We start from the raw sequence: 24,588 nt of genomic DNA, 5'->3' as shown, positions 1-24,588 counted from the left end.
AGCCCACTAGAACGGTGCGATATGAGCAATTCCAGGGGCCTCACGAGCGCGGATCATGAGTGCCTGCACGCACAAATTATGCCGGTTGGGGCGCCGGATGTCCGCCAATAGACCGAAGCGGCGGCTCGGATGAATCACTCTGTCCAATGAACGACAAACGTCTCAGCTGTCTTCCAAGCCAAGCTAATCCCAAGCGAATGGCAGAACTTGACCTCATCGGGTTTCGGTTTAGCTCCCAAGACGATTAGAGGGTGTGCGTTCGGATTCTGGAAATGTCGATACTCGAGCACTTGGCCCACGGCAAAGCGAATGGGGTACTTCGTTTGCCCCGCGACCGCAGGCTTGAGTTCGGCGATGACGTTGCCGCGAGTTGCAAGGTCGAAACGAACATCGATCGCGTTCTTGTTCTGCACTATGGCCGTTGCGCCAAGCGTCCCCAAAAAGACGAGGAAGGCCTTCTCAAGCAAATGGTGTTCGGGAGTTACCCTGATCTCCTTTTTCTGTAGGTAGCGCGTGTAGGGATCCGTAGCCGCTGGTGAACCGAAGTTGTCCGCACGTTCTGAGGACGACTGACCTGGCTTGCTTCTGACGTAACGCGGCAGAAATGCCTCGTCGAACTCACCGTCAATGAACCACTGCCGTATTAGGCTGTCGGCTGCCAAATGGGCATCCAGCAGCTTGAGCGCATGCTCGGGTCGGATGGCCTGATAGTTGTTGTGCATCTTGGCCAGAACCTTTTTTCCGAAGCCGAGTGGGTCCTTTGGCAGCGGAATCGGCTCTTCGAACCAGTGAAAACACTCCGACGGGCAGCGCCACCTAGGTGCGTCGAAGCCGGCCGGAAAGTCCTTTTTCAGTGCAGAGATTGAGGCGTAGCGAGCTCGAACCGCGCTCGCGTTCCAAAGCTCATCGATTGTGTTCTTGAAAGCTGCGTGTCGGAAGATAGAGGCGAGATCACCGTCATTGTTGGCACGCACGCCGCATGCCACACCGACGATGTATTGTACGTCGTCGCGCATGGCGATCATCACCAGGCCGAGGTGTCCGTAGCTGGCGTAGAGATCAAGCTTGTCTTTCGTCTCGGTGTGAAAGACCCGTTGCCCTTTCCAGATGCGGTTGCCGCGTCCGTTCCATTCTTCGCCACCAAACCCGTGCCTTCTCACGAAGCCCCCAGCTACCCGCGGGCTGCTCGGGCCGTCGTATCCGTTCAAGCTCCATAGAAGAGGCTTCACCGCGACGGCAAGCTTGGTGGAAGGCGACAAGTTCATGGTGGGTACCTAGCGCTGCCCGCGGATTAGAACAGGATGTCCCTAGAGACCGCTGCGTTTGTTCGCAGATCGGCAGTCATGTGGAAGTTCGCACCCGGCAAGAGGGCCTTGTATCGCCCGTCGTCTGGATGGCTGTAACTGTTGGGCCGCGAGCAGGAGAAGACCACATCCAGGATCGGCGCCCTCGACCAGTTCTGCAGGAGCGTGTCCGTGGACGCTGTCCAGTGCGTGCCAGCGCCATGATGAAACGCGATAATGGCCCTGAGCTTCACTCCCTGCTTTTCCAAACTGACAAAGGGGGCGACCTTGTCGAAGGGAGCGTCGCCAGGAAGCAAAATGGCTTCATCGCCATCGCTCGAACGGTGAACGATGGCGAGTGCGACGCCGCTTTTGTTGCAATCCTCGTTCTTGGCAAATGCTCCGGGGAACGAACCAATCTTCTCCGCAACGATGTAGTCGCCGTTTCCCGCGGTAAACCGGATTGTTTGACCGACATGCTTTTCGGGGATGCAATGGATGTCGTTGAGTGACGCAGAGAACCGCACCGCTCGCGGCGAAGTCACCTGGCGCGGGACCACCCACTTGGCGCCCTTTGCCTGGCTTCCTTTCGGTGCCGATGACCAGTGATCCTCATCCCAATGCGTGAGCATCAGCAATCTGTTCTGCGATACCGGCATACGAGTATCGACGTCCGCGCTGGTAGTGAACGGGTTACGCTCACGGCCGCCATAGTCCAGTTGAAGCGCCACTTGCTCGGTGTCGCCAACCTTCGCCAAGATAGCTATCGCGTCTCCTTGTCCGACATCGAAAACGCGGACGCCGAGGATTCCCGATGCAGCAGACAACGGCGTAATTCCCGAAACACTGGCCAGGTCCGGACTTGCAATCGCCTTTCTTGTGCGGACAGCCATTTCAGTTTCCTGCGCTCTTGAGTGCTTGCGGCGCCAAGTAGAGCTGCCGAGCGGGCTGCTCCCAGCGGCCTAGTTCGGGCCCATCGGGTTCAGGGGGGAGCGGCTCCCCTTCACCGCCAGTCTCTTCTCCAAACTCGGCGTCAGAGATGTGTACCAGCGAGAATATGTCCCTGAGCCGGTACTCTATCGGGAGCGGAACTGCATCCACTAGTTCGAGGGCGCCGGGCATATACAGGCCGCCCGGCAACTCTGGAGCACCGACAAAGATGGGCAGCGCAAACTCGCCAGGAGACCGCTGCCTCACCACCACCCAATACCATGCCCCGGGGACAAGGATGTCTCTGAGATATTGATAGTCCGCATCCTTCGGTCCCAAATAGAGGTCGAAAATGGGGAGTGGTTGTTCACCGAACACCTCGTTCAGCTGATCCCTTCGCCGCCTTCGCTCACCGTCGGTGACGTTGTCGTGGTCCAGCTCTTCGAACGTGTCCGCGCTCTGACGGAATTTAGCTGCGTCGATACCGCTTGCGCGAATGCGCCAAGAGCGATGGCTGAGCTCCTCGATAAAGACATTCTTGTCGATCGGCTTTTCGTCTGGGCCCATCAGACCTTCCGGATTTGCCGGCCCTGCCTCCTCGACGAACACGTAGTACTCGCTCCCGCCGACATGGTCGGCGATGTGCTTGTGAAGGTCCCAAGGCCACCAAGGATAGTGATAACGCATCGAAATCATACGAACCTCTCGATAACGGCGAGCCATGCCCAGGAAGCCAACGTCAATGCTACCGCCGCGAGTCCGGCCATCAAGAGCACGCCGGTCACGCGGACGAGGCCCCGAATGGGCGCCCACATGGGACGCCATACTTTCGGTTGAAACAGTTTGGGATCGCCGTTTAGTGCACTGAAGTGACGCCGCAAGAAACGATCCCACAATCCTCCAGGCCCAAGATTGGCTTCCAACTCCTTGAGTTCAAAGCAGCCGCCATGTTCGTAGCCGGCGTCCATCACATTGATTGCAGCGACGTCGCTGAATCCCCAACGTGCGCCGGGCCCTGCTCCTGGTATGAAATATTGTGCGAACGGAACTGCCCGGTCCTTGCCGCCGCAGTGACAGAGCACTCCCTCGAGGCGACCTTGGGAGATCCGTTCGGACCAATTGTAGTTGGGCCGGATCACAGTTCCGGCCGCTATCACGCGTCCAAACGATAGGTCGTCGAACTCCGGCAATGCGAGCAGCTGGACAAACAACTGGCTCCCGAAACTATGGAGAATTACGTCCGGTGCCTCGGGTATTCGATTGGCCTTCGCGTGCGCAACTGCGGCGCGAATGGCTTCCCCCAATTGCCTTGCCAGCTGCCGATGACGCCAGCGCACGAGGACGCTGAAGCGAATGAGCCCGTACTTGTAGATCAGGACAGGGGCGCTGTACTTGAGCTTGTTCCCCAGGCGCCAGCTGAGATCCTGCTGCCACTCCCCATAAGTGTTGAATCCATGGATCACGATCATCCACGGAATTGCGCGGGGAGGATGTCCGCCTACCCGGTAAATGACCTTGGTCACGATACCGCCGTGGTCCGAGAAAGCCTCCTGACAAAGCGGGCATAGAACCGTGTCCGGATCCAGCGCACCCAAGTCTTCTTTGCAAGCCGGACAGACTTGACCATCACGTCGCTCGACCAAGCCGGCCACCGAAGCGGCATCCAGGAACTCCGCCGCTGTTTCCGGCTGAAGACCGAAGTGCTGAGCCGATAGCTTCGGGTCAATCTCCGGCGACGATCCACTCGATATACGCGCCAGCAGGGCATCCACCGCCCGGTTGCCGAACTGTCTCCGTACCACTGACTCGCTCATTGGTTGGCCCAGATCACGCCGAGAACGATGTAGACGTCCTCACGCTTGCACTGAACCCAAACCCGCACGCGGCTCTCAACCCCGTAACCCTGTACCTTTACGTTTCGGCTGAGCTTGCCGTGCTTGGTTTGGAGGAAGTGGAACTGCCCGTCGGCGCCCGCAAAGCTGTTATCATTGACGCCTCGCCGGGCCTCAAGGAGGGCTTCCACATCACCGATACCACCCTCGCTCAATGTGGAAACGGCGTCGACGTGACCGCCGTCCGTCATCATTCGGGTTGATTGGACCAGCGTATCGTTTTGTAGGGTCATGTTCTTGAACGCTTGACTGAGCGGGATCCGCTCCGGGTTCGCATCGAAGAGCCCGATGTGCTTAAGATCGTCGCGTACGTGCAGATGTATGGGTGTATGGGCGTCACCCTCGACGGCCAGCTGGATCATCACCGCGCAGAACGGGTCCGTGAAGCGCCAGGCGAAGCGAACCACGGAACGGTCGAACCGCTCTCGATAGGCCTGATACTTGTAGCGCTCCTCATCCTCTATCCGTTCGAAGTCCTTCGACGGCGTTCGTTCCCACCCGCCCGCGCCCCTGTGCCAGGAGATGAAAAGGTGGTCGGCTGTTAGCGAAACCGCGCTAAGCTCGAGGTCTTCGGGGAACTCGTAGCTGACGGCCGTGTCGATGAGCTTGGCGAAATCAGATTTCTCGAACTTCCTCCGGATTTCCGCCTTAGGCACCATGGGTGGCTTGAACAGATAGATGTGTTGGTTGCCCCACCCCTCTACCTCGGATAGCCAGTCCTCGATCATCGGCCTCGTCAATGTTCCGGCGTCGATGGCCGCAAGGATGTTCTTAGAGAAGTCGGCCTTTTTTGTGCCGATCTGTAGCTTGTGCTTGCGCAATAGCTCTTTGATAAACTCATTGCCTTGCACAAGAATGATTGAGCGAACAGCATCCTTTAGCTGTTGCTTGTCCGACTCAGCGTCCTCAGCCGGCATTGCACATATCCCCCAATAGATGCGCACGTCATTCTGTGCGCGATAGAGAAGTTTGTCACGCACTAGAAAGCTGTGTACCGCGCTCGCAGAGGAGGCAACGTGCGCCGCTACCCGCGGTGACGTTCAGTGCGACGCCGACCATGTTCCTGAAGTGGGCGCCCGCTCCCTTGGGGCGGCCCGGCCGCCCTGGCAGCAATTTGACGGGCACAGCCCAGAAGTCGCAGCGGTGTCGGCGAGGCAAACCATGCGTTCCAGAGTGCCTGGTAAAGTCCGTTCAGTGGACGTCCGCTTTTGGCGGATATCGTTGATTTAGTCGGCGGTTGATCGAGCGCCGTGGTCGTGATTCCGTTCTGCAGAGATGCAGGAGGACGCGACGATGATGGGGATGCAGGTTCAGCCGGCGCAGCTGTTCTACGAGTTCCGGCTCGACGATCACGTCCCTGGCGATCACCTGCTGCGGCGTATCGATCGCTTCCTCGACCTCGGGAGCGTTAGGTCTGAGCTGAGGCCCTTCTACAGCACCATCGGCCGGCCCTCGATCGATCCGGAACTGATGATGCGGATGCTGATCGTGGGCTATTGCATGGGCGTCCGGTCCGAACGGCGGCTGTGCGAGGAGGTGCACCTCAACCTCGCCTATCGTTGGTTCTGCCGGCTTGGCCTCGACGGCAAGGTGCCGGACCATTCGACCTTCTCGCGCAACCGGCACGGCCGTTTCCGGCAGAGCGATATCCTGCGTCACCTGTTCGAGACTGTGGTCGAGCGCTGCCTGCGCGAGGGGCTGGTCGGCGGCGAGGGCTTTGCGGTCGATGCCAGCCTGATCGCCGCTGACGCCAACAAGCAGCGCTCAGTGCCGGGAGAAGAGTGGCGAGCTGATGCAGATGCCGGTCGGGCTGTGCAGGAGTATCTGGCCACCCTCGACGATGCGGCCTTCGGCGCAGCGAGCCCGGTCACACCGAAGTTCATCTCGCGGGCTGATCCGGCAGCGCAGTGGACCGGTGCCCATAAGGGTCATGCCTTCTTCGCCTATGCCACCAACTATCTCATCGACACCGAGCACGCGGTCATCCTCGATGTCGAGGCGAGCCGCGCCATCCGCCAGGCTGAGGTCGGCGCCTCGCGCACCATGCTCGACCGGACGACCGAGCGCTTCGGCCTGACGCCCCAGAGCCTGGTTGCCGACAGCGCCTATGGCTCAGCCGAGAACCTGGCCTGGCTGGTCAAGCAGCGCGGGATCGCTCCGCATATCCCGGTGTTCGACAAGTCCAACCGCACCGACGGCACCTTCTCGCGCTCCGACTTCGCCTTCGATGCCGAGCAGGACCGCTATACCTGCCCGGAGGGCAAGCACCTGGTGCAGTTCCACCGCACCTACGCCACACCGCGCTCCGGCACCACCAAGGAGGGGACACGGATCTATCGCGCCAGCAAGCGCGACTGCGATGCTTGTGCGCTCAAGCCTAGATGCTGTCCCAACACCCCAGCCCGCAAAATCCCGCGCGACATCGACGAGGATGCCCGCGACGTCGCCCGCGCCTTGACCAACACCCCCGCCTATGAACGTTCCCGGCACCGGCGCAAGAAGATCGAGATGCTGTTCGCCCACCTCAAGCGCATCCTCCGGCTCGGTCGGCTCCGACTGCGAGGTCCAAGCGGCGCCCGTGACGAGTTCCTGCTCGCCGCCACCGCCCAGAACCTCAGAAAGCTCGCCAAGCTCAGACCGATGACCGCGCTCGCATAGGTTAAGCAGGTATCCGGCGGCCTTCCGCGCCGCCGAGCCAAGCTCACCGAGCACGAACGGGCTTCTCAGAAGGACCGAACGCAGCCAAATCGCCGACTAAATCAACGATATCGGCGCAAAGCGGTCGTCGAAAACGAAAGGCCCCGGGTTCCGGGGGCTGTTTGTTCTTCCTCCGACCTAAGCCACACTGCTTGTTGGCAATGAGACACGTTCGGGTTGGGGATGTGTCTATCCTTTGTGGGCGATCACGGTAAGGACCTCCGCGTGGATCGCGCAGCCTCGGCAACTCTCTTGCACGCCCATGTTGGCGGTTTCGGTCGATCAGGAAATTCCCAACCGAGAGCGTAGATGCGAAAAAGCCCGGAATTCCGGGCTTTTTGCTAGGCATCAGGAAAGATCATTTAGAAACTAGCAGGTCACACGAACTCACCGCAATCTCAGCTGCACCCAGTCGTAGTCCCACAGTCCTCACAGACCATGCAGTGGCCGCTGACCTTCATCCGCATCGAGTTACAGTTGCTGCACTGGTCGCCCGTATAGCCCTGCATCAGGGCCTGGGCGCGGAGCTGGCCTGCGTCCTGTTGGGTCGGGGGGCTGGGGATGGGGTTGAGTTCGGCTTCGTTCAGCACCGTCGGGCTCGTCTCGATCTTCAGGGCCGTGGCGGCCTTGAGGGCCGTGACGGTTGAGGTCTGCATCGAGGCGACGGGGTTGTAGGCCGCGGCGGCGGTGAGGCCGCCCGAGACGAGCATCAGGTTCTGGTCCTTCACCTTGCCGCGGGTCATGCCGCGGGAGACGAGGTTCTGCGCCGGGATCGGGGCAGGGCGCTGGCCTTCGTCGGACTTCGACAGCGCGGTCGGCGTGTCGGTGTGGACGTGGGCCAGGTCCTCGCGGTCCAGATAGGAGACGGCGAGCTCGCGGAAGATGTAGTCGAGGATCGAGGTGGCGTTCTTGATCCGGTCGTTGCCGAGCACCATGCCGGCCGGCTCGAACCGGGTGAAGGTGAAGGCCTCCACGTATTCGTCGAGCGGCACGCCATACTGCAGGCCGAGCGAGATCGAGATGGCGAAGTTGTTCATCATGGCACGGAAGGCGGCGCCTTCCTTGTGCATGTCGATGAAGATCTCGCCCAGGCGCCCGTCGTCGAACTCGCCGGTGCGCAGGTACACCTTGTGGCCGCCGATATTGGCCTTCTGGGTGTAGCCCTTGCGACGGTTCGGCAGCTTCTCGCGCTCGCGGGTGACCCGCTCGACGATCCGCTCGACGATCTTCTCGGTGACGGCCGGCACGCGCGCCATCTGGTTGGCGGCGTTCAGCAGCTCGACGGCGTCGTCCTCGTCCTCTTCGTCATCGGCGACGATCGAGGCGTTGAGCGGCTGCGACAGCTTGGAGCCATCGCGATAGAGCGCGTTGGCCTTGAGCGCGAGGCGCCAGGACAGCATGTAGGCTTCCTTGGCGTCCGCGACCGTCGCGTCGTTGGGCATGTTGATGGTCTTGGAGATAGCGCCCGAGATGAAGGGCTGCGCGGCGGCCATCATCAGGATGTGGCTCTCGACCGAGAGGTAGCGCTTGCCGATCTTGCCGCAGGGGTTGGCGCAATCGAAGACGGGCAGGTGCTCGTCCTTGAGGAAGGGCGCGCCTTCGAGGGTCATCGATCCGCAGACGTGGACGTTGGCGGCCTCGATGTCCTTCTTTGAGAAGCCAAGGAAGGCGAGGAGGTCGAAGCTGATGTCGGAGAGCTGGGCATCGGTGACGCCGAGGCTCTTCAGGAAATCAGCGCCCAGCGTCCACTGGTTAAAGATGAACTTGATGTCGAAGGCGGACTTGGTCGCCTTGTTCAGCGCGTCGATCTTGTCGTCGGTGAAGCCCTTGGCGCGCAGCGTCGAGGGGTTGATGCCCGGCGCCTGGTTCAGGTTGCCGTGGCCGACGGCATAGGCCTCGATCTCGGCGATCTGCGCCTCGGAGTAGCCGAGGGTGCGCAGGGCCGGGGGCACGGCGTTGTTGATGATCTTGAAGTAGCCGCCGCCGGCGAGCTTCTTGAACTTCACGAGAGCGAAGTCGGGTTCGATGCCGGTGGTGTCGCAATCCATCACGAGGCCGATCGTGCCGGTGGGCGCGATCACCGAGACCTGGGCATTGCGGTAGCCGTGCTTCTCGCCGAGGGCGAGGGCGTCGTCCCACACCGCCTTGGCGCGGGCGGAGAGCTGCGCGTCCGTGATGTTCTTGTGGTCGAGCGCGACGGGGAGGATCGAGAGGCCCTCGTAGCCGTCGGTCTTGCCGTAGGCGGCGGTGCGGTGGTTGCGGATGACGCGCAGCATGTGCTGGGCGTTGCGCGGGTAATCCTGGAAGGCGCCGAGCTCACCGGCCATCTCGGCCGAAGTGGCGTAGGAGACGCCGGTCATGACGGCGGTGATGGCGCCGGCAATGGCGCGGCCTTCGGCCGAGTCATAGGGGATGCCCGAGGTCATCAGCAGGCCGCCGATATTGGCGTAGCCGATGCCGAGGGTGCGGTAGACGAAGCTGCGCTCGGCGATGGCCTTGGATGGGAACTGCGCCATCATCACCGACACTTCGAGCACGATCGTCCACAGACGGCAGGTGTGCTCGAAGGCGGCGGCGTCGAAGGTCGAGTCCGCGTTGCGGTAGGGGAGCAGGTTCACCGATGCCAGGTTACAGGCGGTGTCGTCGAGGAACATGTACTCCGAGCACGGGTTCGACGCGACGATCGGACCGGCTTCGGGGCTGGTGTGCCACTCGTTGATGGTGGTGTGGAAATGCAGGCCCGGATCGGCCGAGGCCCAGGCGGCGTAGCCGATCGACTCCCACAGATCGCGGGCCTTGAGCGACTTGGTGACCTTGCCGGTGATGCGGGCCTTGAGGTCCCAGGTGCCATCGGTCTCGACGGCCTTGAGGAAATCGTCGGTGACGCGGACGGAGTTGTTCGAGTTCTGGCCGGCGACGGTGAGGTAGGCCTCGCTGTCCCAGTCGGTGTCGTAGATCGGGAACTCGAGGTCCGTGTAGCCCTGGCGCGCGAACTGGATGACGCGGCCGATGTAGTTCTCGGGCACCAGCGCCTTCTTGGCGGCGCGGACCTCGCGCTTCAGGGCCGGGTTCTTGGTGACGTCGAAGCAGTCATCGCCGGTGCCGTCGCAGTTCACCGCGGCCTTCATGATGGCCTTGAGGTGCTTGGAGACGACCTTGGAGCCGGTGACGAGGGCGGCGACCTTCTGCTCCTCCTTCACCTTCCAGTTGATGTATTCCTCGATATCGGGGTGGTCGATGTCGACCACGACCATCTTGGCGGCGCGGCGGGTGGTGCCGCCCGACTTGATGGCGCCGGCAGCGCGGTCGCCGATCTTGAGGAAGCTCATCAGGCCGGAGGACTTGCCGCCGCCCGAGAGACGCTCGCCTTCGCCGCGCAGGGCCGAGAAGTTCGAACCGGTGCCCGAACCGTACTTGAACAGGCGCGCCTCGCGCACCCACAGGTCCATGATGCCGCCCTCGTTGACGAGGTCGTCGCTCACGGACTGGATGAAGCAGGCATGCGGCTGCGGATGCTCGTAGGCGGACTTGGACGAGACGAGCTTGTGGGTGAAGGGGTCGACATAGAAGTGGCCCTGGCCGGGGCCGTCGATGCCATAGGCCCAGTGCAGGCCCGTGTTGAACCACTGCGGGGAGTTGGGGGCGACCCGCTGCGTGGCCAGCATGAAGCAGAGTTCGTCGAAGAAGGCGCGCGCATCTTCCTCGGTGGCGAAGTACTTGCCCTTCCAGCCCCAGTAGGTCCATGTGCCGGCGAGGCGCTCGAAGACCTGGCGGCTGTCGGTTTCCGAACCATAGCGCTCAGCCTCGGGGAGCTTGGCGAGCGCCTTTTCGTCGGGAACCGAGCGCCAGAGCCACGACGGGACGTCGTTCTCTTCGACCTTCTTGAGGATCCTGGCGACGCCGGCCTTGCGGAAGTACTTCTGCGCGATGATGTCGGCCGCGACCTGCGACCACGAATTGGGGACCTGGATGTCCTCGAGCTTGAAGACAACCGAGCCGTCGGGATTGCGGATTTCGCTCGTTACCGAGCGGAATTCGATCCCGGAATAGGCGCTCTCGTTGGCTTTGGTATACCGGCGTTCGATGCGCATTCTCTATAGATTCCCCAAAAATAGCGGACAGGAAAGCCCGCGGACCGCCAATGACAGTCTCTGCCTCTTTGTATGACGCTGTCTAACGGCCGCACAAAACGACCTATCGAGCCCCGTTCGAGACCTCCGGCGAACTACAGCCACCGCTTGGTCCCAGTCGTTGCCGCACCGACTCCATGAGCTCGGCGCAACCTCCAAAGGGTTGGCCCTTCTCACCGAGTCGGTCAATGCCGAGGCACCATCACAACATACAACCGGTAGTGGCATCGCCTGCATCCGACGGCTAAATCCAGTATCTCATATGTGGATTCCGGGGAAAAGTTCCAAGCTCGATTCGCGCAAGCCGATGGTCAATTTTCTCTGTTCGGGCCTCTGATTCCGCTACGGAAACCGGCTCTAAACCACGGGAAACCCGCCACTCTTTCGCCTTGTTTGAGCGGCGCGCGAGGGTTAGCGAAAGGGGCTAAGTCGGGTGCCGTTTTCCGTGCGAAACCTGTCAAGCGCATTATTTCCGTCACAATAGCGTAGACCATAGCCGGCCCCCTGGGGGTGTCTCGCACACCATAGGTAGATGGCGGGACTGGCAAATCTGATGTGGCCGGGGCCTAGTCCTTGGCGCCGCCACATGCTAGACGCAGGCTGATTTTCTAGAGGCGGGCGACGACCCGCCGGCAATGGACGGACGGCATGGCACGCGACGATCGCGACGGGTTCAGCTGGAAGGACTTCCTGCTCGAGATCCTTACCTGGTGGCGGGGCAACACCTGGGGCACGCGCCTCTGGATCGCGACCCAGGGCGAGTATGTGGGCTCGGACGAGTCCGGCAACCGCTACTACCGCTCGCGCAAGGGCGCGAAGCCCGGTCCGAACGGCTACGAGCGCCGCATGGTGTCCTATGCCGGCGGCTATGCCGAGCCGACGACGATCCCGCCCGGCTGGTATGGCTGGATGCACTACCGCACCAACACTCCGCCGACCGAGACCGAGTACCGGGCCCGCGAGTGGGAGAAGCCGCATCAGCCCAACCTCACAGGGTCGGTCGCTGCCTATCGTCCGGACGGAAGCCTGCTGAAGAAGGGCGAGCGCCCGCGCGTCAGCGGTGACTACGACGCCTGGTCGCCCGAGTAAGCCCAACCATCGCCGGGAAGCCCATGCATATGGTCCGCAAGGGACTTGCCGTCTTCGTCGCCATGCTTGCTCTCGTCGCGCCCGCGACGGCCGAGACGATTGCCAATCCCGTGGCGCAGTTCTCCGGGCTCGACAAGATCACCGGCCGGATCACGACGTTCGACGTCTATATCAACGAGACCGTCCAGTTCGGTGCGCTGCAGATCACGCCGCGCGCCTGCTACACCCGGCCGCCGACCGAGACGCAGCGCACGACCGTGTTCGTCGAAGTCGACCAGGTGAACCTCAGCGGCAAGATCGAGCGCATCTTCACCGGCTGGATGTTCGCCGACAGCCCGGCGCTCAACGCCATCGACCACGCCGTGTACGATATCTGGCTGCTCGACTGTAAGCAGGGCTCGGACGTACCGCCGCCCACGGCGGGCTGATCCGCAACGACGATCAAACCAAGCGCGTTGTGCAGGGCCTAGGTTATCTCCGAACCAGAGGAGAGCCCGATGCTCAGCGAACCGAAGATTGTCTCTCGCCCGGACCAGCCCTTCGCCGCGATCCGCATTTCTCTCGATCGCGAGGAGATTGCCGCCAGGGCACCACCGCTGATCGGCGAGGTTGCCGGCTGGCTGGGGTCGAAGGGTGTCGCGCCGGCCGGCGCCCCGTTCTTCAACTATATCGAGATGACCGACGGCAGGCCGATGGTCATGGAGGTCGGGTTCCCTACTGACACGGAACTCGTCGGTGATGGCCGCGTGCGCACCGGCACGATCCCTGCCGGCAGGTTTGCGACGCTGAGCCATACCGGACCCTATGACGGGCTCTACGAGGCCAATCATGCGCTTGGCGCGTGGCTGGAAAAGCAGGACGAGCCGCGCCCGATGGCGAGCCAGTCGAGGGGGCAGTACGACCATTCGCATCTCGAGATCTACTGGACGGATCCCCAGCAGGAGCCCGACCCGCAACGGTGGGTGACCGAGGTCGCCTTCCGGCTGGGCCAATGAGCTCCGCGCGCCTCCGTACCGAGTCCTACTGACGGGATTTCTAGTTCGATCCCCGTGCGCCCAGCGCCGGCTAAAATACCGGAGGCCGTCGAGCATCCACTGCGCGGCGGTCCCTGGTGGGGCTGGAGGGAGCGCGAGATGGCCATCAACAAGGCGGGACTGGAACTGATCAAGCATTTCGAGGGCCTGAGGCTCGAGGCCTATCTCGACCCGGTGGACATCTGGACCATCGGGTGGGGCCATACAGGGGGCGACGTGTACGAGGGCCTGAGGATCACCGTCGATCAGGCCGAGAAGCTCCTGAAGGACGATCTCAAGAAGCACGAGAACTTCGTCGACGCCAAGGTGACGGCGACACTCACCGAGAACCAGCGCGCGGCCCTCGTGTCCTTCGCGTTCAATGTCGGGAACGGCAACTTCGGCAGCTCGACCCTGCTGCGCAAGCTCAATGCCAACGACGTGGCGGGCGCCGCCGACGAGTTGCTGCGCTGGGTGTATGGAACGACCCCGGATGGCGAACGCGTAAGGCTGCCGGGCCTGGAGCGCCGCCGCAAAGCGGAGCGCGAACTGTTCCTGAGCCAGCCGGTCGAGCTCGAATCGATCCGGATGGAGGTCTCACCCTCGGCCGAGCCGGAGGTCGTCGTTAGCGAAGTGCAGTTCAACGGCGGGCCGATTCCGATGTCCCTGCTGGGCGGCCACAAGGACCTGGTGCTGTCAGTGCAGGACGCCCTGACTGGGTTGGGCTACCTCGATCCACCTTCGGACGGGAAGTTCGGCGACGTCACGCGCTGGGCGCTCGACGAGTTCTGCCGGATGAATGGCCTCAGCACCAGCGACGGCTTCACTGCGGAGATCGCTGCGGCGCTCAGGGCCCCGAGACGGAAGCTGCCGGAGGTTGCGCGAACCGGAGGCTGGTTCGACAGGGTGGTCGACTACATGCAGGCGCAGCGCTACTTCATCTGCCGGCACAGCGACTGCCAGAACATCGTCTATGTCGAGGGTATGGACGCCGACGGAAAGTCGAACGACGACAAGCCCAACGTCTTCAACGATCTGCGCATCGTCTTCAGCGTCGATCCGCACGGCGTCCCACAGCTTACGACGTGGGAGGGCACGACCGAGCCCGGCACGTTCTGGACCGTGAACCCGATGAACCCGGGCGGGGCGGCGCGGATTGCGTTCAACCAGTACAAGGCCTGGCGCGTCGGCACGCACCTGCCGGGAAAGCCCTCCGCGTCGCACGAGGCGCTTGTGCAGGTGGAGCCGGTCACGGTGCACCGGGACCTCAACAAGGACTACCAGCGGATCGACGACAGGCTCGATGTCGGGCTGTTCGGCATCAACCAGCACTGGGGCTACAACGCGCCCAAGGATGACCTGGGACAGACGAGCGCAGGCTGCCTCGTGGGCCGGACCAAGGACGGGCATCGCGAGTTCATGGCGCTGGTCAAGACGGACGCGCGCTACAAGGCAAACCCCGGCTACAAGTTCGTGACGACGGTGCTGCCCGGCGACAAGGTGCTGGCATAGCCCTCAGTTGGGTTCCCGGCGTCGTCGGGGACCCATCGTCTTGACTCATTGCCGCGTCCGGTATTTAACAGATGTGTTATGTAACGGACTCGCGAAATATGAATGCCGATCATCTGTCCCAGACGTTTGCGGCCCTGGCCGATCCGACACGGCGCGCCATCCTGCAGCGGTTGAGCCGAGGCGAGGCCTCGGTGAGCGAACTGACGGAACCCTTTGACATCTCGATGCCCGCGGTATCGCGGCACCTCAAGGTGCTGGAGCAGGCCGGGCTGGTGGTGCGGACGCGGCAGGCGCAATGGCGTCCGGTCCAGCTGAACGCAGCGCCGCTGGCGGAAGTTTCCGACTGGGTCGAGCGCTACCGCCGGCACTGGGAACAGAATTTCTCGCGCATGGATGCCTATCTTGCCGAGCTTCAGAAGGGAGACCCCGATGCGAAACAGTAGCGCTACGGCCGAGCAGCGCGAGCTGGTGCTCGAGATCGATCGGATATTCGATGCGCCGCGAGAACTGGTGTGGCGCCTTTGGCGGGACCCCGAGCACATGGTGCGCTGGCACGGGCCGGAAGGCTATGCGCTGCTCCACTGCGACATCGACTTTCGCGTGGGTGGGCAGTGGCGCCGCTGCATGAGCAACGGGCCGGGACATCAGCACTGGATCAGCGGCGAGTATCTCGAGATCGCCGAGCCGAGCCGGCTGAGCTTCACCTACATCAACGAGTACGACGGCTTCGAAACCGTGGTGAGCATGGACTTTCTCGAGTTCGAGGGCGGGCGGACGCGGATGCTGTTCCGGCAGACGCCCTTCATCAGCCGTGAGGAGCGCGACGGCCACGGCTGGGGCTGGAACAGCGGATTCGAGGTGTTCGCGCGGTACCTCGCGCAGTTCACCGACAGTGACTGGAGCCCCAAGGGCAGGCCGCGCAGCGACGGTGTGGCGGAGGACATCATTGCGGCGCGCCGTCGGGCCGAAGAGGAGAGGGAACACAAGAATGCTGACGCAACCCAGGATCATTGAGCGCCAGGCGCAGCCCTATGCGGCCGTGCGCACGAGCCTGACCATCCCCTTCGGCGAGGCGATCCCCGGAGCACTTGGCAAGCTGTTCCAGACGCTGGAAAGCAAAGGAATTGAGCCGAGAGGGCCGGTTTTCTTCAAGTACAACTTCATCAACATGCCAGAGCTCGAGATCGACTTCTCGGTGCCGGTCGCGACCAACGGCCCGATCGGCGGGGGCGTGGTTACCGGCGTGCTGCCGGCGGGGCGCTATGCGGAGGTGACCTACACCGGACACTATGACGGTCTCATCGATGCGAACGCCGCGCTGATCGGCTGGGCCCGCGACAACGGTATCCGCTGGGATGCCATCGAGACGCCGGAGGGCGACACGTTCGTTGCCCGACTCGAGACCTACCTGAACGGACCTGACGACGAGCCAGACCCGGGCAAGTGGGAGACCATCGTCCAGATCAAGATCAGGGAGTAGGCGAGATGCTGCTCGAGGGGAGGAACGCGATCGTCTATGGCGCATCGGGTGCTGTGGGCAGCGCGGTTGCCAAGGCCTACGCTCGTGAAGGCGCCCGGGTGTTTCTCGCGGCGCGCAACCGCGACAAGCTCGAGGCGCTGGCCGCGGAGATCGTCGGCGCCGGCGGCCGGGCGGAGGCCGCTGCCGTGGACGCCACCGACCACGAGGCGGTCGACGCGCACCTTGCGGCCATTGTCGCCGGGGCGGGGCCGATCAAGATCATGTTCAACGCGGTTGGCGTCGACGACACGCAGGGACAGAAGCTCGTTGACACTCCACGCGAGAAATTCCTGGCACCTATCGTCACGGGGATGAAGACGTGGTTCTCGACCGGGACGGCCAACGCCCGTCACATGGCGGCGAATGGCGGCGGCGTCATTGTCGGCATTTCCGCCAACGCGGCGCGCGAAGCCTATGACATCATGGGCGGGTTCGGTGTGTCGCAGGCCGCGATCGAGCATTTCATCCGGCACCTGGCGGTCGAGAACGGCCCCGCCGGAGTACGCTGCGTCTGCGTGCGCTCGCCGGGCTCTCCCGACGCGCCCGGTGTACGCGAGGCGTTCATGCTCCATGCGCGGGAAGAGGGGATTTCACTCGAAGAGATGGAACGGCGGGCCGGCGAGCGTACGCCGCTGCGACGGCTGACACCGCTGGCACAGATCGCCGATGTGGCGGTGCTGCTGTCCTCGGACCTCGCGGCCTCGATGACGGCGACGGTCGCCAACGCCACCGGTGGCGCGCAGGTCGACTAGAAGAACTCGTCGAGCAGCCTGTACCAGTCGAGCTTCGTCTCGTCGGGTTCCGTGATCTCGTAGGCGGCAAGGAACGCCGGGATCGATGCCGCGCCATAGTTCCGCTCGAGGCTGCGGCAGGCCAGGGCCAGGTCCTGGTGGCGGTCGGCTACCCCGAGCCGGCCGCAATCGATGAAGCCGGTGAATCGGTTGCCATCGGCCATGAAGTTCGGAAAGCACGCGTCTCCATGCGTGACTACGAGGTCCTCGGTCGTCGGCACGTTGCCGATGAGCCTCGCGTGGGCTGTCGGGCCGTTTTCGGGGTCTTCACCATCATAGAGGCCTGCCTCGTAGCGGGCAGAGGCGCTGGCGACGCGGATGCTGGCCCGGTGGTCGAACGGGCAACGCGCCGGGTCCAGAGCATGCAGTTGTCGCAGCGCCCCAGCGACGAGCGGGACGGCGACTTCGGCCGGCACCCCCGAAGTCGAGGAGAGGTCGCGACCCGGCACCGCAGTCATCAACAGCCAATGCCGGCCGGCATGGTCGGCGACATCGATGACCTCGGGGCAGGGCAGCCCGGTGCCATGCAGCCAGCGCAGCCGATCGATCTCGCCCGGCAGCTCTGTGAGGTGCGAGATCGGCTCCGACTTGATGAAGAGGCTGTCGCCCGCCCGGTACACCAAGGCACCGGACTTGCCGACCGTCTGCGGTGTCAGCGTCAGGCCCTTCACCCAGCCGGGCGGCAGCTCTAGCGGTCGCATGCGAAATAATCGCCCTTGTGTTTCAGAGCTTCGGCCAGGCGCGCCTCATACTCCTCGCGCGCAATCTCGATGCCGCCGAAGGTGCGCAGGTGATCCGTGACGAATTGGGTGTCGAGCAGGCGGTAGCCGCCGGCGACGAGGCGCTGCAGCAAATGCGCCATGGCAATCTTGGAGCAGTCGGTCTTCCGGTGGAACATCGACTCGCCGAAGAAGGCGGCGCCGAGAGACACTCCGTAGAGGCCGCCAACGAGGTCTGGGCCGTCCCAGACCTCGACGGTATGCACCATGCCCCGATCGAACAGCGCGCCGTAGAGGCGGCGGATCTCGGGGTTGATCCAGGTCGTCTCGCGATCGACGCCTGAGGTGGCGCAGCCCTCGATGACCGCGGCGAGATCGGTGTCGACCTTGATCTGATAGGGGTGGGTGCGCAGGGTTTTCCTGAGGGTGCGCGAGATGTGGAACTTGTCCAGCGGAATGACGCCGCGCTTCTGCGGACTGACCCAGAACAGGTCCGGCGAGTCTGCGTCCTCCGCCATGGGAAAAATGCCCGCCTGGTAGGCCCGGACAATGAGCTCAGGCGTCAGGTCGATAGCGAACGGGTCGGTCTTGCGGGACATGGGGTGAATATGAGCCTCCGCGTCCGGCGAAACAACGGCCGGGTGCTTGTCGTCCCCGTGCTGTTCGGGTCATGGTCGGGCCAAGGGGACCTCCGATGAATGAATGGGTCAGGTGGATCGGCATTGGCGTCGTGGTGCTGGTGGCTGTCTATGTCGCGGCCGGCGCAATCGGGACGTCGGCGGTGCTCAACCACCTGCTGACACCGGGCGGGGTCGACTGGGCCGGCTACAACAATCCGGACCCGCCGCAGGATCCGTTCGAGCTGGGCTATCGCGGTGATCCGCAGGCGGCACTCGGGCTGCCGTTCGAGACTGTGAGCATCGATACGGAACTTGGCCCCGCCGAGGCCTGGTTCGTGCCGGCGGCGAACATGGATGGGCCCTGGGCCGTCTACGTGCACGGCATCGGTGGCATCCGGGAGAATGGCTACAGGCAGTTGGCGATCCTCCATGAGGCCGACGTGCCGACGCTGATGATCACCTATCGCAACGATCGCGGTGCACCGGGTGAGGAGCGCGCCCTCTACAGCTTCGGGATGAACGAGTGGCGCGACGTCGATGCAGCGGTAGGCTGGATGGTCGATCGCGGAGCGCCGGGCATCATCCTCGTCGCGGAGTCGATGGGAGGGGCGATCGCCGGGCAGTTCCTCATGCATTCGGAGAAGGCCGACAAGGTCGTGGCGCTCGCCCTCGATGCCCCGGCGCTCGACTTCGTGGAACTGGTAGCGGACAAGCTGGGCGCACGGGCGCTGCCGTTCGCCCACACGCTCGCAAGTGCAGGCGTGGCGGTATTCGATGCCTATCGGGGAGCAAGCCTGAGTGGAGCGGTCAGCCTGGGTGCGGTGGCGGATTTCCCAGGACCGCTGTTCCTCGCCCATGGAGCGACTGACAGCCTTGTGCCGGTGACCATCAGCGACCGGTTGGCGGCCAAGCGGACCGCGCCGACCACCTATGTCCGAACGAATGCGCAGCATTTGCGGTCGTTCAAGGAGAACCCCGAGCGCTATCGGGGTGAGATGCTGGGTTGGCTCAATAGCCTGGGTGGCTGAAGTCAGCGGACGACGAAGCGCACCAGAAGCGGCAGGCTGATGGCAGCGAGCACGACCGGCAGCATGATGACGATGGCGTCGAGGTAATCGATGAAGTGTGTCATGGCAAACCCCTACTGTTGCGGGGACCATGCCAGAAGTCGTCTGAACGGGCGCTGGGACGCCCATTCAGAATTCGTTTACTATTCAGGCCCTGATCAGGCCTTGTTGTCCTTGAGGAACTTCTCAAGCCAGTGGATGTCGTAGTTCGCCTTGGCGATATCCTGGTTCTGGATGAGACGCTGGAACAAGGGCAGGGTGGTCTTCACCCCGTCGACTACGAACTCGTCGACGGCGCGGCGAAGGCGCTGCAGGCACTCGTCGCGGGTGCGGCCGTAGACGATCAGCTTGCCGATAAGGGAGTCGTAGTAGGGCGGGATCGAATAGCCCTGGTAGACGGCGCTGTCGACGCGCACGCCCACGCCACCGGCCGGGTGGTAGAACTGGATCTTGCCGGGCGAGGGGGCAAAGGTCTGCGGATCCTCGGCATTGATGCGCACTTCGATGGCGTGGCCGTTGAACTGGATCTTGTCCTGCTGCAGCGAGAGCTGCTCACCCGAGGCGACGCGGATCTGCTCGTAGACGATGTCGACGCCGGTGATGCGCTCGGTGACCGGGTGCTCCACCTGGAGGCGCGTGTTCATCTCGATGAAGTAAAACTCGCCGTTCTCGTACAGGAACTCGATCGTGCCGGCGCCGGAGTACCGGAGCTTGCGCATGGCAGCAGCGCAGACCTCACCGATCGCGAGCTGCTCGTTGAGCGGGACGGTCGGCGCGGGCGCCTCTTCCCAGACTTTCTGGTGGCGGCGCTGCAGCGAGCAATCGCGCGTGCCCAGGTGGACGGCGTTGCCCTGGCCGTCACCCAACACCTGCACTTCGATGTGCCGGGGCTGGCCGAGATACTTCTCCATATAGACGGAATCGTTGCCGAAGGCGGCCTTCGCCTCGGAACGGGCCGTCGACCAGGCGAGCAGCACGTCGGCTTCGGAGTGGGCGACCTTCATGCCGCGCCCGCCACCGCCGGCGGTGGCCTTGATGAGCACGGGATAGCCGATCTCGGCTGCGGTCGACTTGGCTTCGGCATCGGTCTTCACCTCACCGGCGGAGCCGGGAACGACCGGGATGCCGAGTTCCACCGCCGTCTTCTTGGCGGTGATCTTGTCGCCCATGATCTCGATATGGTGCGACGAGGGGCCGATGAAGGTGATCTTGTGCTCGCTGAGGATGCGGGCAAAGCGCGCATTCTCGCTGAGGAAGCCATAGCCGGGATGAACCGCATCGGCGCCGGTGATCTCACAGGCCGCCATGATCGACGGAATGTTGAGATAGCTGTCCTTGGCGGGCGGCGGGCCGATGCAGACGCTCTCGTCGGCGAGGCGGACATGCATGGCGTTGGAGTCGGCCGTCGAGTGAACGGCGACCGTCTGGATGCCGAGCTCCTTGCAGGCCCTGAGGATGCGGAGCGCGATCTCGCCGCGATTGGCGATGAGGACCTTCTGGAACATGCCTGATTACTCGATAACGACGAGCGGCTGGCCGTATTCGACCGGCGATGCGTCCTCGACGAGGATGCGGGTGATGGTCCCCGAGCGATGCGCCGGAATCTGGTTCATGGTCTTCATCGCTTCGATGATGAGGACGGTCTGGCCTTCCGAGACGCGGGCGCCGACGCTGATGAACGGGGGCTTGCCGGGCTCGGGGGACAGATAGGCAGTCCCGACCATGGGGGACGTGAGCGTGCCCGGGTTGGAGGCGAGGTCATCGGCCGTGGGGGCAGCGGTTGCCGCTGCGCCGGCTGGAACGGTCGGAGTCGGCGGCATGGGCGCGGCCGGGGCGTAGGCAGGAACGGCGACCTGCTGCACGGCCTGGGTGGCGTACGAACGGGTGACGCGGACGCGGAGGTCGTCGCGCTCGATCTCGATCTCCGCCAGGTTCTGCTCGTTGAGCAGCTTGGCAATGGCCTCGATCAGTTCCTGATCGGCATTCGGGGACGCCTTGGTCATGTTCTGCCTCTTATAGTTTTTCGGCCAGTGCGCGGAGGGCCAGCCTATATCCGGTAGCACCCAGACCGCAAATCACCCCCATCGCCACCGGTGAGACGTAGGAGTGATGGCGGAAGGCCTCACGGGTATAGATGTTGGAAAGGTGGACTTCGATCACCGGCAAACCGACGGCCCGGAAGGCGTCGTGAATGGCGACCGACGTGTGCGTGTAGGCGCCGGGATTGATAACGATGGCGTCGAAGTTGCCCAGCGCCTGCTGGATGTAGGTAACGAGCTCGCCTTCGATGTTCGACTGCTTGCAGGTGACCTCGATGCCGAGGGACTTGCCTTCGTCGATTACCTGTTTCTCGATGTCGGCGAGGGTCTGCGAACCGTAGGTTGCAGGCTCGCGGATGCCGAGCATGTTGAGGTTCGGGCCGTTGAGGAGCAGTACGCGGTGAGCCATGGTCCGTGCCTTTTGCACCGCCCCCCCAGCGGGCGCAAGCGCGGCGCGGAGTAATGCACGAAAAAGGGCGGATTTACGGCGACTTGGCCTCTCCCCCCGACACGAGGCCAGCGGCCGTGGGGAGAGAGAATGATGCAGGGCGCTCCGGGACTATCCGGGCTGGCCCGGCGCGGGGCAGGAGGAAGCACCGCAGGCGCGCATATTGGTGATGCGCTCCCTGAGGCCGTCGATGCCGATGGCACCCGGGATGATCTCGTCGCCGATGATGAAGGTGGGGGTTCCCGAGATGCCGAGGCGGTCGGCGATCCGGTAGCTCTGCTGGAGTACTTCATCGACCCGGGGGGACTTCATGCCAAGCTCGAGCGTGATCGGGTTGAGGCCGAGGTCGCTGGCGGCCTTGAGCGCGGCGGCCTTGTCGACCTGGCCACGACCGGTGAACAGCGCGTGATGGAACTCCCAGTAGTCGACATCGGTGTCGGCGACCTGCACCGCGATGCGGGCTGCATCGATGGAGGCCTGCGAGAGGATCGGGAATTCCTTGAGGATGATCCTGAGGTTCTTGTCCTCGTCGAGCAGGGCGGCGATGTCGGGCAGCGACTGGCGGCAATAGCCGCAGTTGTAGTCGAACAGTTCGACGAGCGTGACATCACCCTCGGGATTGCCCAGGACGATCTGGTTCTCGGCCTCGTAGAGGACCGGCTGGAGTTCGGTGAGCGCGACCTTGTTCTCGGCAGTCCGCTCGGACTTGAGTTCGGCGTCGAGGGCCGCGGAGACGCGCTGCAGGATCTTGGGATTGCCGAGCAGGTAGTCTTCGATCATCGGATTGATGGTCGCGGCGTCCACACCGGCGGCAGACGGGGGAAGATCCTGCCGGGGCTGGCGCGCGATGAGGTCGGCGACGATCGTTTCGACCGCCGTCTGGGTCAGGCCGCCGGCGGGAGCCGACTTGGCCGCCACCTCCTCAGCGATGCTGCGGACCCTGGCCTCATCGACGGACGGCCGTGTTGCCACCGAGACGGCAAGCCCCCCGGCAAGGGCGCCAGCGAGCAGGACGAGGACGGTGGTGAGGCGAGACATAGATACTCCGTGAGGCGGCGCGGTTTCGTGCCTGCTTAGCAGACTGGAGTGAATTTGCCATTGAGACGGCAGGCGCTGGTTCAATTCTAGTTGAGCGGCGGAAGCGTTTCCCGTAGCCAAGGCGGCATGCAAGGCGACGAGAAACTCACGGGCCTCAGGCCCTTCTACGTGATGGAGATCACGGCGCGCTCCAAGGCAGCGGAAGCCGCGGGGCGCAGCATCATGCACATGGAGTCGGGCGAGCCGGGTGCACCGCCCGCGCCGAAGGTGCGGGAGGCGGTGGCGGCGGCGCTCGAGCTGCCGCAGCACTACACGCATTCGGCCGGGCAGATCGAGCTGCGACGGGCGCTGGCGGACTACTACCAGGGCCAGCATTCAGTCGAGGCGGACCCGGAAAGCGTCGTCGTGACAATGGGTTCGTCGTCGGGCTTCATCCTCGCGTTTCTTGCGGCATTCGGGCGCGGGGCGAAGATCGCAGTGACGCGGCCGGGCTATCCTGCCTATCTCAACACGCTCGACGGGCTGGGCATGGAGGCGGTGGAGATCCCCGTCACCGCGGCGGCCGGCTGGCGGCTGAGCGCGGCCGACATCGAGGCTGCCTACGCCCGGGAGAAATTCGACGGGCTGCTGTTCGCCTCGCCAGCGAACCCGACCGGGGCTGCGGTGACAAGGGAAGCGCTGCGCGAGATTGTCGAGACTTGTGCGCGGCTGGGCGTGCGGTTCATCTCGGATGAGATCTATCACGGGCTCGACTATCGGGCGCCCTCGGTGTCGGCGCTCGAGTTCACGCGCGATGCCATCATCATCAACAGCTTCTCCAAGTACTACTGCATGACCGGCTGGCGCATCGGCTGGATGGTGCTGCCGGAGGAACTGAACCGGCGCACCAATATCCTGCAGCAGAACCTGTTCATCGCGGCGCCGACGCTAAGCCAGGTGGCGGGACGCGTGGCGTTGGGTGAGCGCGACTATTCCGAGGCGCAGAAGGCGCAGTATGCGATCAACCGGCACGCACTGGCCGAGGGGCTGGCGCAGTTCGGGCTGGCGGCGGCGAGCGAGGGCGACGGGGCTTTCTACGCCTATGTCGATTTCTCCCGCTACACCAACGACTCGCTGAGCTTCTGCATCCAGATGCTGGACGAGGTCGGGGTTGCCGCGACGCCGGGGATCGACTTCGACCGGCTGAACGGCAATCGCTTCGTGCGGTTCTCCTATGCCGGAACGCGCGCGACGATCGACGAGGGCCTGAACCGGATCGGCGATTTCCTGAGGCGGCGGTGAGCGGCAGCCTCCCCACGCTCCGTACCGACCGACTGGTGTTGCGGCCGCCGGTCGAGGCGGATTTCGAGGCCTATCGCGTGCTGATGGCTTCGCCGCGATCGGCGGGGATGGGTGGGCCGTTCGACACGCGGGCGGCATGGGGGGTGTTCTGCCACGATATCGCGTGCTGGGAGCTGTTCGGCCACGGGGCGCTGATGATCGAGCGGGTGGCCGACGGTGTCTGTGTCGGACAAGTGGGGATCAACCACGGTCCGCTCTTTCCCGAAAAAGAACTGGGCTGGCTGCTTTACGATGGGTTCGAGGGGCTCGGCTACGCCACGGAAGCGGCAGCTGCATTGCGCGACTGGGCGTTCGGAACGCTGGGGTTGCCGACGCTGGTCAGCTATTTCGATCCGGCCAACGTCCGGTCAATCGCCGTGGCGGAGCGGCTCGGGGCGGTGCGGGACCCCGGGGCAGCCAAGCAGGATCCCGAGGATCTGGTCTATCGGCACAGGCGGAGACTCTAGACCCGGAAAGAAGA

General features: G+C 63.6%; 24 protein-coding genes. 12 read left to right on the top strand and 12 right to left on the bottom strand.

Annotated features, from left to right (window positions below; all coding sequences use genetic code 11):
* Nucleotides 1–134: 134 nt before the first annotated feature.
* From PRN20_RS13850 to PRN20_RS13830, 5 genes are read right to left on the bottom strand one after another with little or no spacing between them, the layout of a single operon-like run.
* A complete protein-coding gene (locus PRN20_RS13850) occupies nucleotides 135–1,265 on the bottom strand; it encodes a hypothetical protein (RefSeq protein ID WP_273958002.1) in 1,131 nt (376 codons plus the stop codon).
* Nucleotides 1,266–1,291: 26 nt separating this feature from the next.
* Nucleotides 1,292–2,176, bottom strand: a complete 885-nt coding sequence (locus PRN20_RS13845; protein ID WP_273958001.1) for a hypothetical protein — start codon at nucleotides 2,174–2,176, stop codon at nucleotides 1,292–1,294.
* A 1-nt stretch (nucleotide 2,177) separates the two neighbouring features.
* Complete coding sequence (locus PRN20_RS13840; RefSeq protein WP_273957999.1) at nucleotides 2,178–2,909, bottom strand: hypothetical protein; 732 nt, start codon at nucleotides 2,907–2,909, stop codon at nucleotides 2,178–2,180.
* Nucleotides 2,906–4,027: a hypothetical protein gene (locus PRN20_RS13835; protein WP_273957998.1), complete on the bottom strand. Its 1,122-nt coding sequence runs from the start codon at nucleotides 4,025–4,027 to the stop codon at nucleotides 2,906–2,908. Before PRN20_RS13835 ends, PRN20_RS13840 begins: the two co-directional genes overlap by 4 nt.
* Nucleotides 4,024–5,022: a hypothetical protein gene (locus PRN20_RS13830; protein WP_273957997.1), complete on the bottom strand. Its 999-nt coding sequence runs from the start codon at nucleotides 5,020–5,022 to the stop codon at nucleotides 4,024–4,026. Before PRN20_RS13830 ends, PRN20_RS13835 begins: the two co-directional genes overlap by 4 nt.
* A gap of 376 nt (nucleotides 5,023–5,398) precedes the next feature.
* Between PRN20_RS13830 and PRN20_RS13825 the strand changes: the two genes are divergently transcribed.
* Nucleotides 5,399–6,763 (top strand): IS1182 family transposase, encoded by a 1,365-nt coding sequence (locus PRN20_RS13825; protein ID WP_273957996.1) that lies wholly within the window; start codon nucleotides 5,399–5,401, stop codon nucleotides 6,761–6,763.
* 437 nt (nucleotides 6,764–7,200) lie between these two features.
* Here PRN20_RS13825 and PRN20_RS13820 read toward each other — a convergent pair whose 3' ends face one another.
* A complete protein-coding gene (locus tag PRN20_RS13820; protein ID WP_273957995.1) occupies nucleotides 7,201–10,893 on the bottom strand; it encodes a vitamin B12-dependent ribonucleotide reductase in 3,693 nt (1,230 codons plus the stop codon).
* 687 nt (nucleotides 10,894–11,580) lie between these two features.
* Here PRN20_RS13820 and PRN20_RS13815 point away from each other — a divergent pair.
* The 8 genes from PRN20_RS13815 to PRN20_RS13780 all read left to right on the top strand — a co-directional run bounded on the left by PRN20_RS13815 (nucleotide 11,581) and on the right by PRN20_RS13780 (nucleotide 16,817).
* Nucleotides 11,581–12,021 (top strand): NADH:ubiquinone oxidoreductase subunit NDUFA12, encoded by a 441-nt coding sequence (locus PRN20_RS13815; protein WP_273957994.1) that lies wholly within the window; start codon nucleotides 11,581–11,583, stop codon nucleotides 12,019–12,021.
* A 23-nt stretch (nucleotides 12,022–12,044) separates the two neighbouring features.
* On the top strand, nucleotides 12,045–12,449 hold the full coding sequence (locus PRN20_RS13810) for a DUF2155 domain-containing protein (RefSeq protein WP_443112561.1): 405 nt from the start codon (nucleotides 12,045–12,047) through the stop codon (nucleotides 12,447–12,449).
* Nucleotides 12,450–12,518: 69 nt separating this feature from the next.
* Nucleotides 12,519–13,016, top strand: coding sequence for a GyrI-like domain-containing protein (locus PRN20_RS13805; protein WP_273957993.1), 498 nt, complete (start codon nucleotides 12,519–12,521; stop codon nucleotides 13,014–13,016).
* A 138-nt stretch (nucleotides 13,017–13,154) separates the two neighbouring features.
* Complete coding sequence (locus tag PRN20_RS13800; protein WP_273957992.1) at nucleotides 13,155–14,546, top strand: glycoside hydrolase family protein; 1,392 nt, start codon at nucleotides 13,155–13,157, stop codon at nucleotides 14,544–14,546.
* 98 nt (nucleotides 14,547–14,644) lie between these two features.
* Nucleotides 14,645–14,989 (top strand): ArsR/SmtB family transcription factor, encoded by a 345-nt coding sequence (locus PRN20_RS13795; protein WP_273957991.1) that lies wholly within the window; start codon nucleotides 14,645–14,647, stop codon nucleotides 14,987–14,989.
* Nucleotides 14,976–15,560 (top strand): SRPBCC family protein, encoded by a 585-nt coding sequence (locus PRN20_RS13790; RefSeq protein ID WP_273957990.1) that lies wholly within the window; start codon nucleotides 14,976–14,978, stop codon nucleotides 15,558–15,560. Before PRN20_RS13795 ends, PRN20_RS13790 begins: the two co-directional genes overlap by 14 nt.
* Nucleotides 15,535–16,026: a GyrI-like domain-containing protein gene (locus PRN20_RS13785; RefSeq protein WP_273957989.1), complete on the top strand. Its 492-nt coding sequence runs from the start codon at nucleotides 15,535–15,537 to the stop codon at nucleotides 16,024–16,026. The genes PRN20_RS13790 and PRN20_RS13785 overlap by 26 nt, the downstream gene beginning before the upstream one ends.
* A gap of 5 nt (nucleotides 16,027–16,031) precedes the next feature.
* On the top strand, nucleotides 16,032–16,817 hold the full coding sequence (locus tag PRN20_RS13780) for an SDR family NAD(P)-dependent oxidoreductase (protein ID WP_273957987.1): 786 nt from the start codon (nucleotides 16,032–16,034) through the stop codon (nucleotides 16,815–16,817).
* Here the strand turns inward: PRN20_RS13780 and PRN20_RS13775 are convergent.
* Together PRN20_RS13775 and aat are read right to left on the bottom strand one after the other, a co-directional pair.
* Nucleotides 16,814–17,557, bottom strand: coding sequence for an APH(3') family aminoglycoside O-phosphotransferase (locus PRN20_RS13775; protein ID WP_273957985.1), 744 nt, complete (start codon nucleotides 17,555–17,557; stop codon nucleotides 16,814–16,816). The genes PRN20_RS13780 and PRN20_RS13775 overlap by 4 nt on opposite strands.
* Nucleotides 17,545–18,174, bottom strand: coding sequence for a leucyl/phenylalanyl-tRNA--protein transferase (aat, locus tag PRN20_RS13770; protein WP_273957984.1), 630 nt, complete (start codon nucleotides 18,172–18,174; stop codon nucleotides 17,545–17,547). The genes PRN20_RS13775 and aat overlap by 13 nt, the downstream gene beginning before the upstream one ends.
* 95 nt (nucleotides 18,175–18,269) lie before the next feature.
* On the opposite strand from aat, the gene PRN20_RS13765 reads away from it, so the two are divergent.
* Entirely contained in the window at nucleotides 18,270–19,223 is a 954-nt protein-coding gene (locus PRN20_RS13765; RefSeq protein WP_273957983.1) for an alpha/beta hydrolase, read from the top strand.
* 197 nt (nucleotides 19,224–19,420) lie between these two features.
* On the opposite strand, the gene accC is transcribed toward PRN20_RS13765, so the two are convergent.
* The 4 genes from accC to PRN20_RS13745 all read right to left on the bottom strand — a co-directional run bounded on the left by accC (nucleotide 19,421) and on the right by PRN20_RS13745 (nucleotide 22,787).
* Nucleotides 19,421–20,767, bottom strand: a complete 1,347-nt coding sequence (gene accC, locus PRN20_RS13760) for an acetyl-CoA carboxylase biotin carboxylase subunit (RefSeq protein WP_273957982.1) — start codon at nucleotides 20,765–20,767, stop codon at nucleotides 19,421–19,423.
* Between the two features lie 6 nt (nucleotides 20,768–20,773).
* Nucleotides 20,774–21,265: an acetyl-CoA carboxylase biotin carboxyl carrier protein gene (gene accB, locus PRN20_RS13755; RefSeq protein WP_273957980.1), complete on the bottom strand. Its 492-nt coding sequence runs from the start codon at nucleotides 21,263–21,265 to the stop codon at nucleotides 20,774–20,776.
* 10 nt (nucleotides 21,266–21,275) lie between these two features.
* Nucleotides 21,276–21,710: a type II 3-dehydroquinate dehydratase gene (gene aroQ, locus PRN20_RS13750; protein WP_273957979.1), complete on the bottom strand. Its 435-nt coding sequence runs from the start codon at nucleotides 21,708–21,710 to the stop codon at nucleotides 21,276–21,278.
* A gap of 150 nt (nucleotides 21,711–21,860) precedes the next feature.
* Nucleotides 21,861–22,787: a DsbA family protein gene (locus PRN20_RS13745; protein ID WP_273957978.1), complete on the bottom strand. Its 927-nt coding sequence runs from the start codon at nucleotides 22,785–22,787 to the stop codon at nucleotides 21,861–21,863.
* A gap of 126 nt (nucleotides 22,788–22,913) precedes the next feature.
* Here PRN20_RS13745 and PRN20_RS13740 point away from each other — a divergent pair, with 126 nt between their 5' ends.
* Both PRN20_RS13740 and PRN20_RS13735 read left to right on the top strand, forming a co-directional pair.
* Nucleotides 22,914–24,068, top strand: coding sequence for a pyridoxal phosphate-dependent aminotransferase (locus PRN20_RS13740; RefSeq protein ID WP_273957976.1), 1,155 nt, complete (start codon nucleotides 22,914–22,916; stop codon nucleotides 24,066–24,068).
* Entirely contained in the window at nucleotides 24,065–24,574 is a 510-nt protein-coding gene (locus tag PRN20_RS13735; RefSeq protein WP_273957975.1) for a GNAT family N-acetyltransferase, read from the top strand. Before PRN20_RS13740 ends, PRN20_RS13735 begins: the two co-directional genes overlap by 4 nt.
* Nucleotides 24,575–24,588 lie beyond the last annotated feature (14 nt).

The sequence above is a fragment of the Devosia sp. ZB163 genome, assembly GCF_028613635.1.
Lineage (GTDB): Bacteria > Pseudomonadota > Alphaproteobacteria > Rhizobiales > Devosiaceae > Devosia_A.
Note: the sequence above shows the minus strand (reverse complement) of the source record. Positions and strands in the feature narration are given on the sequence as shown.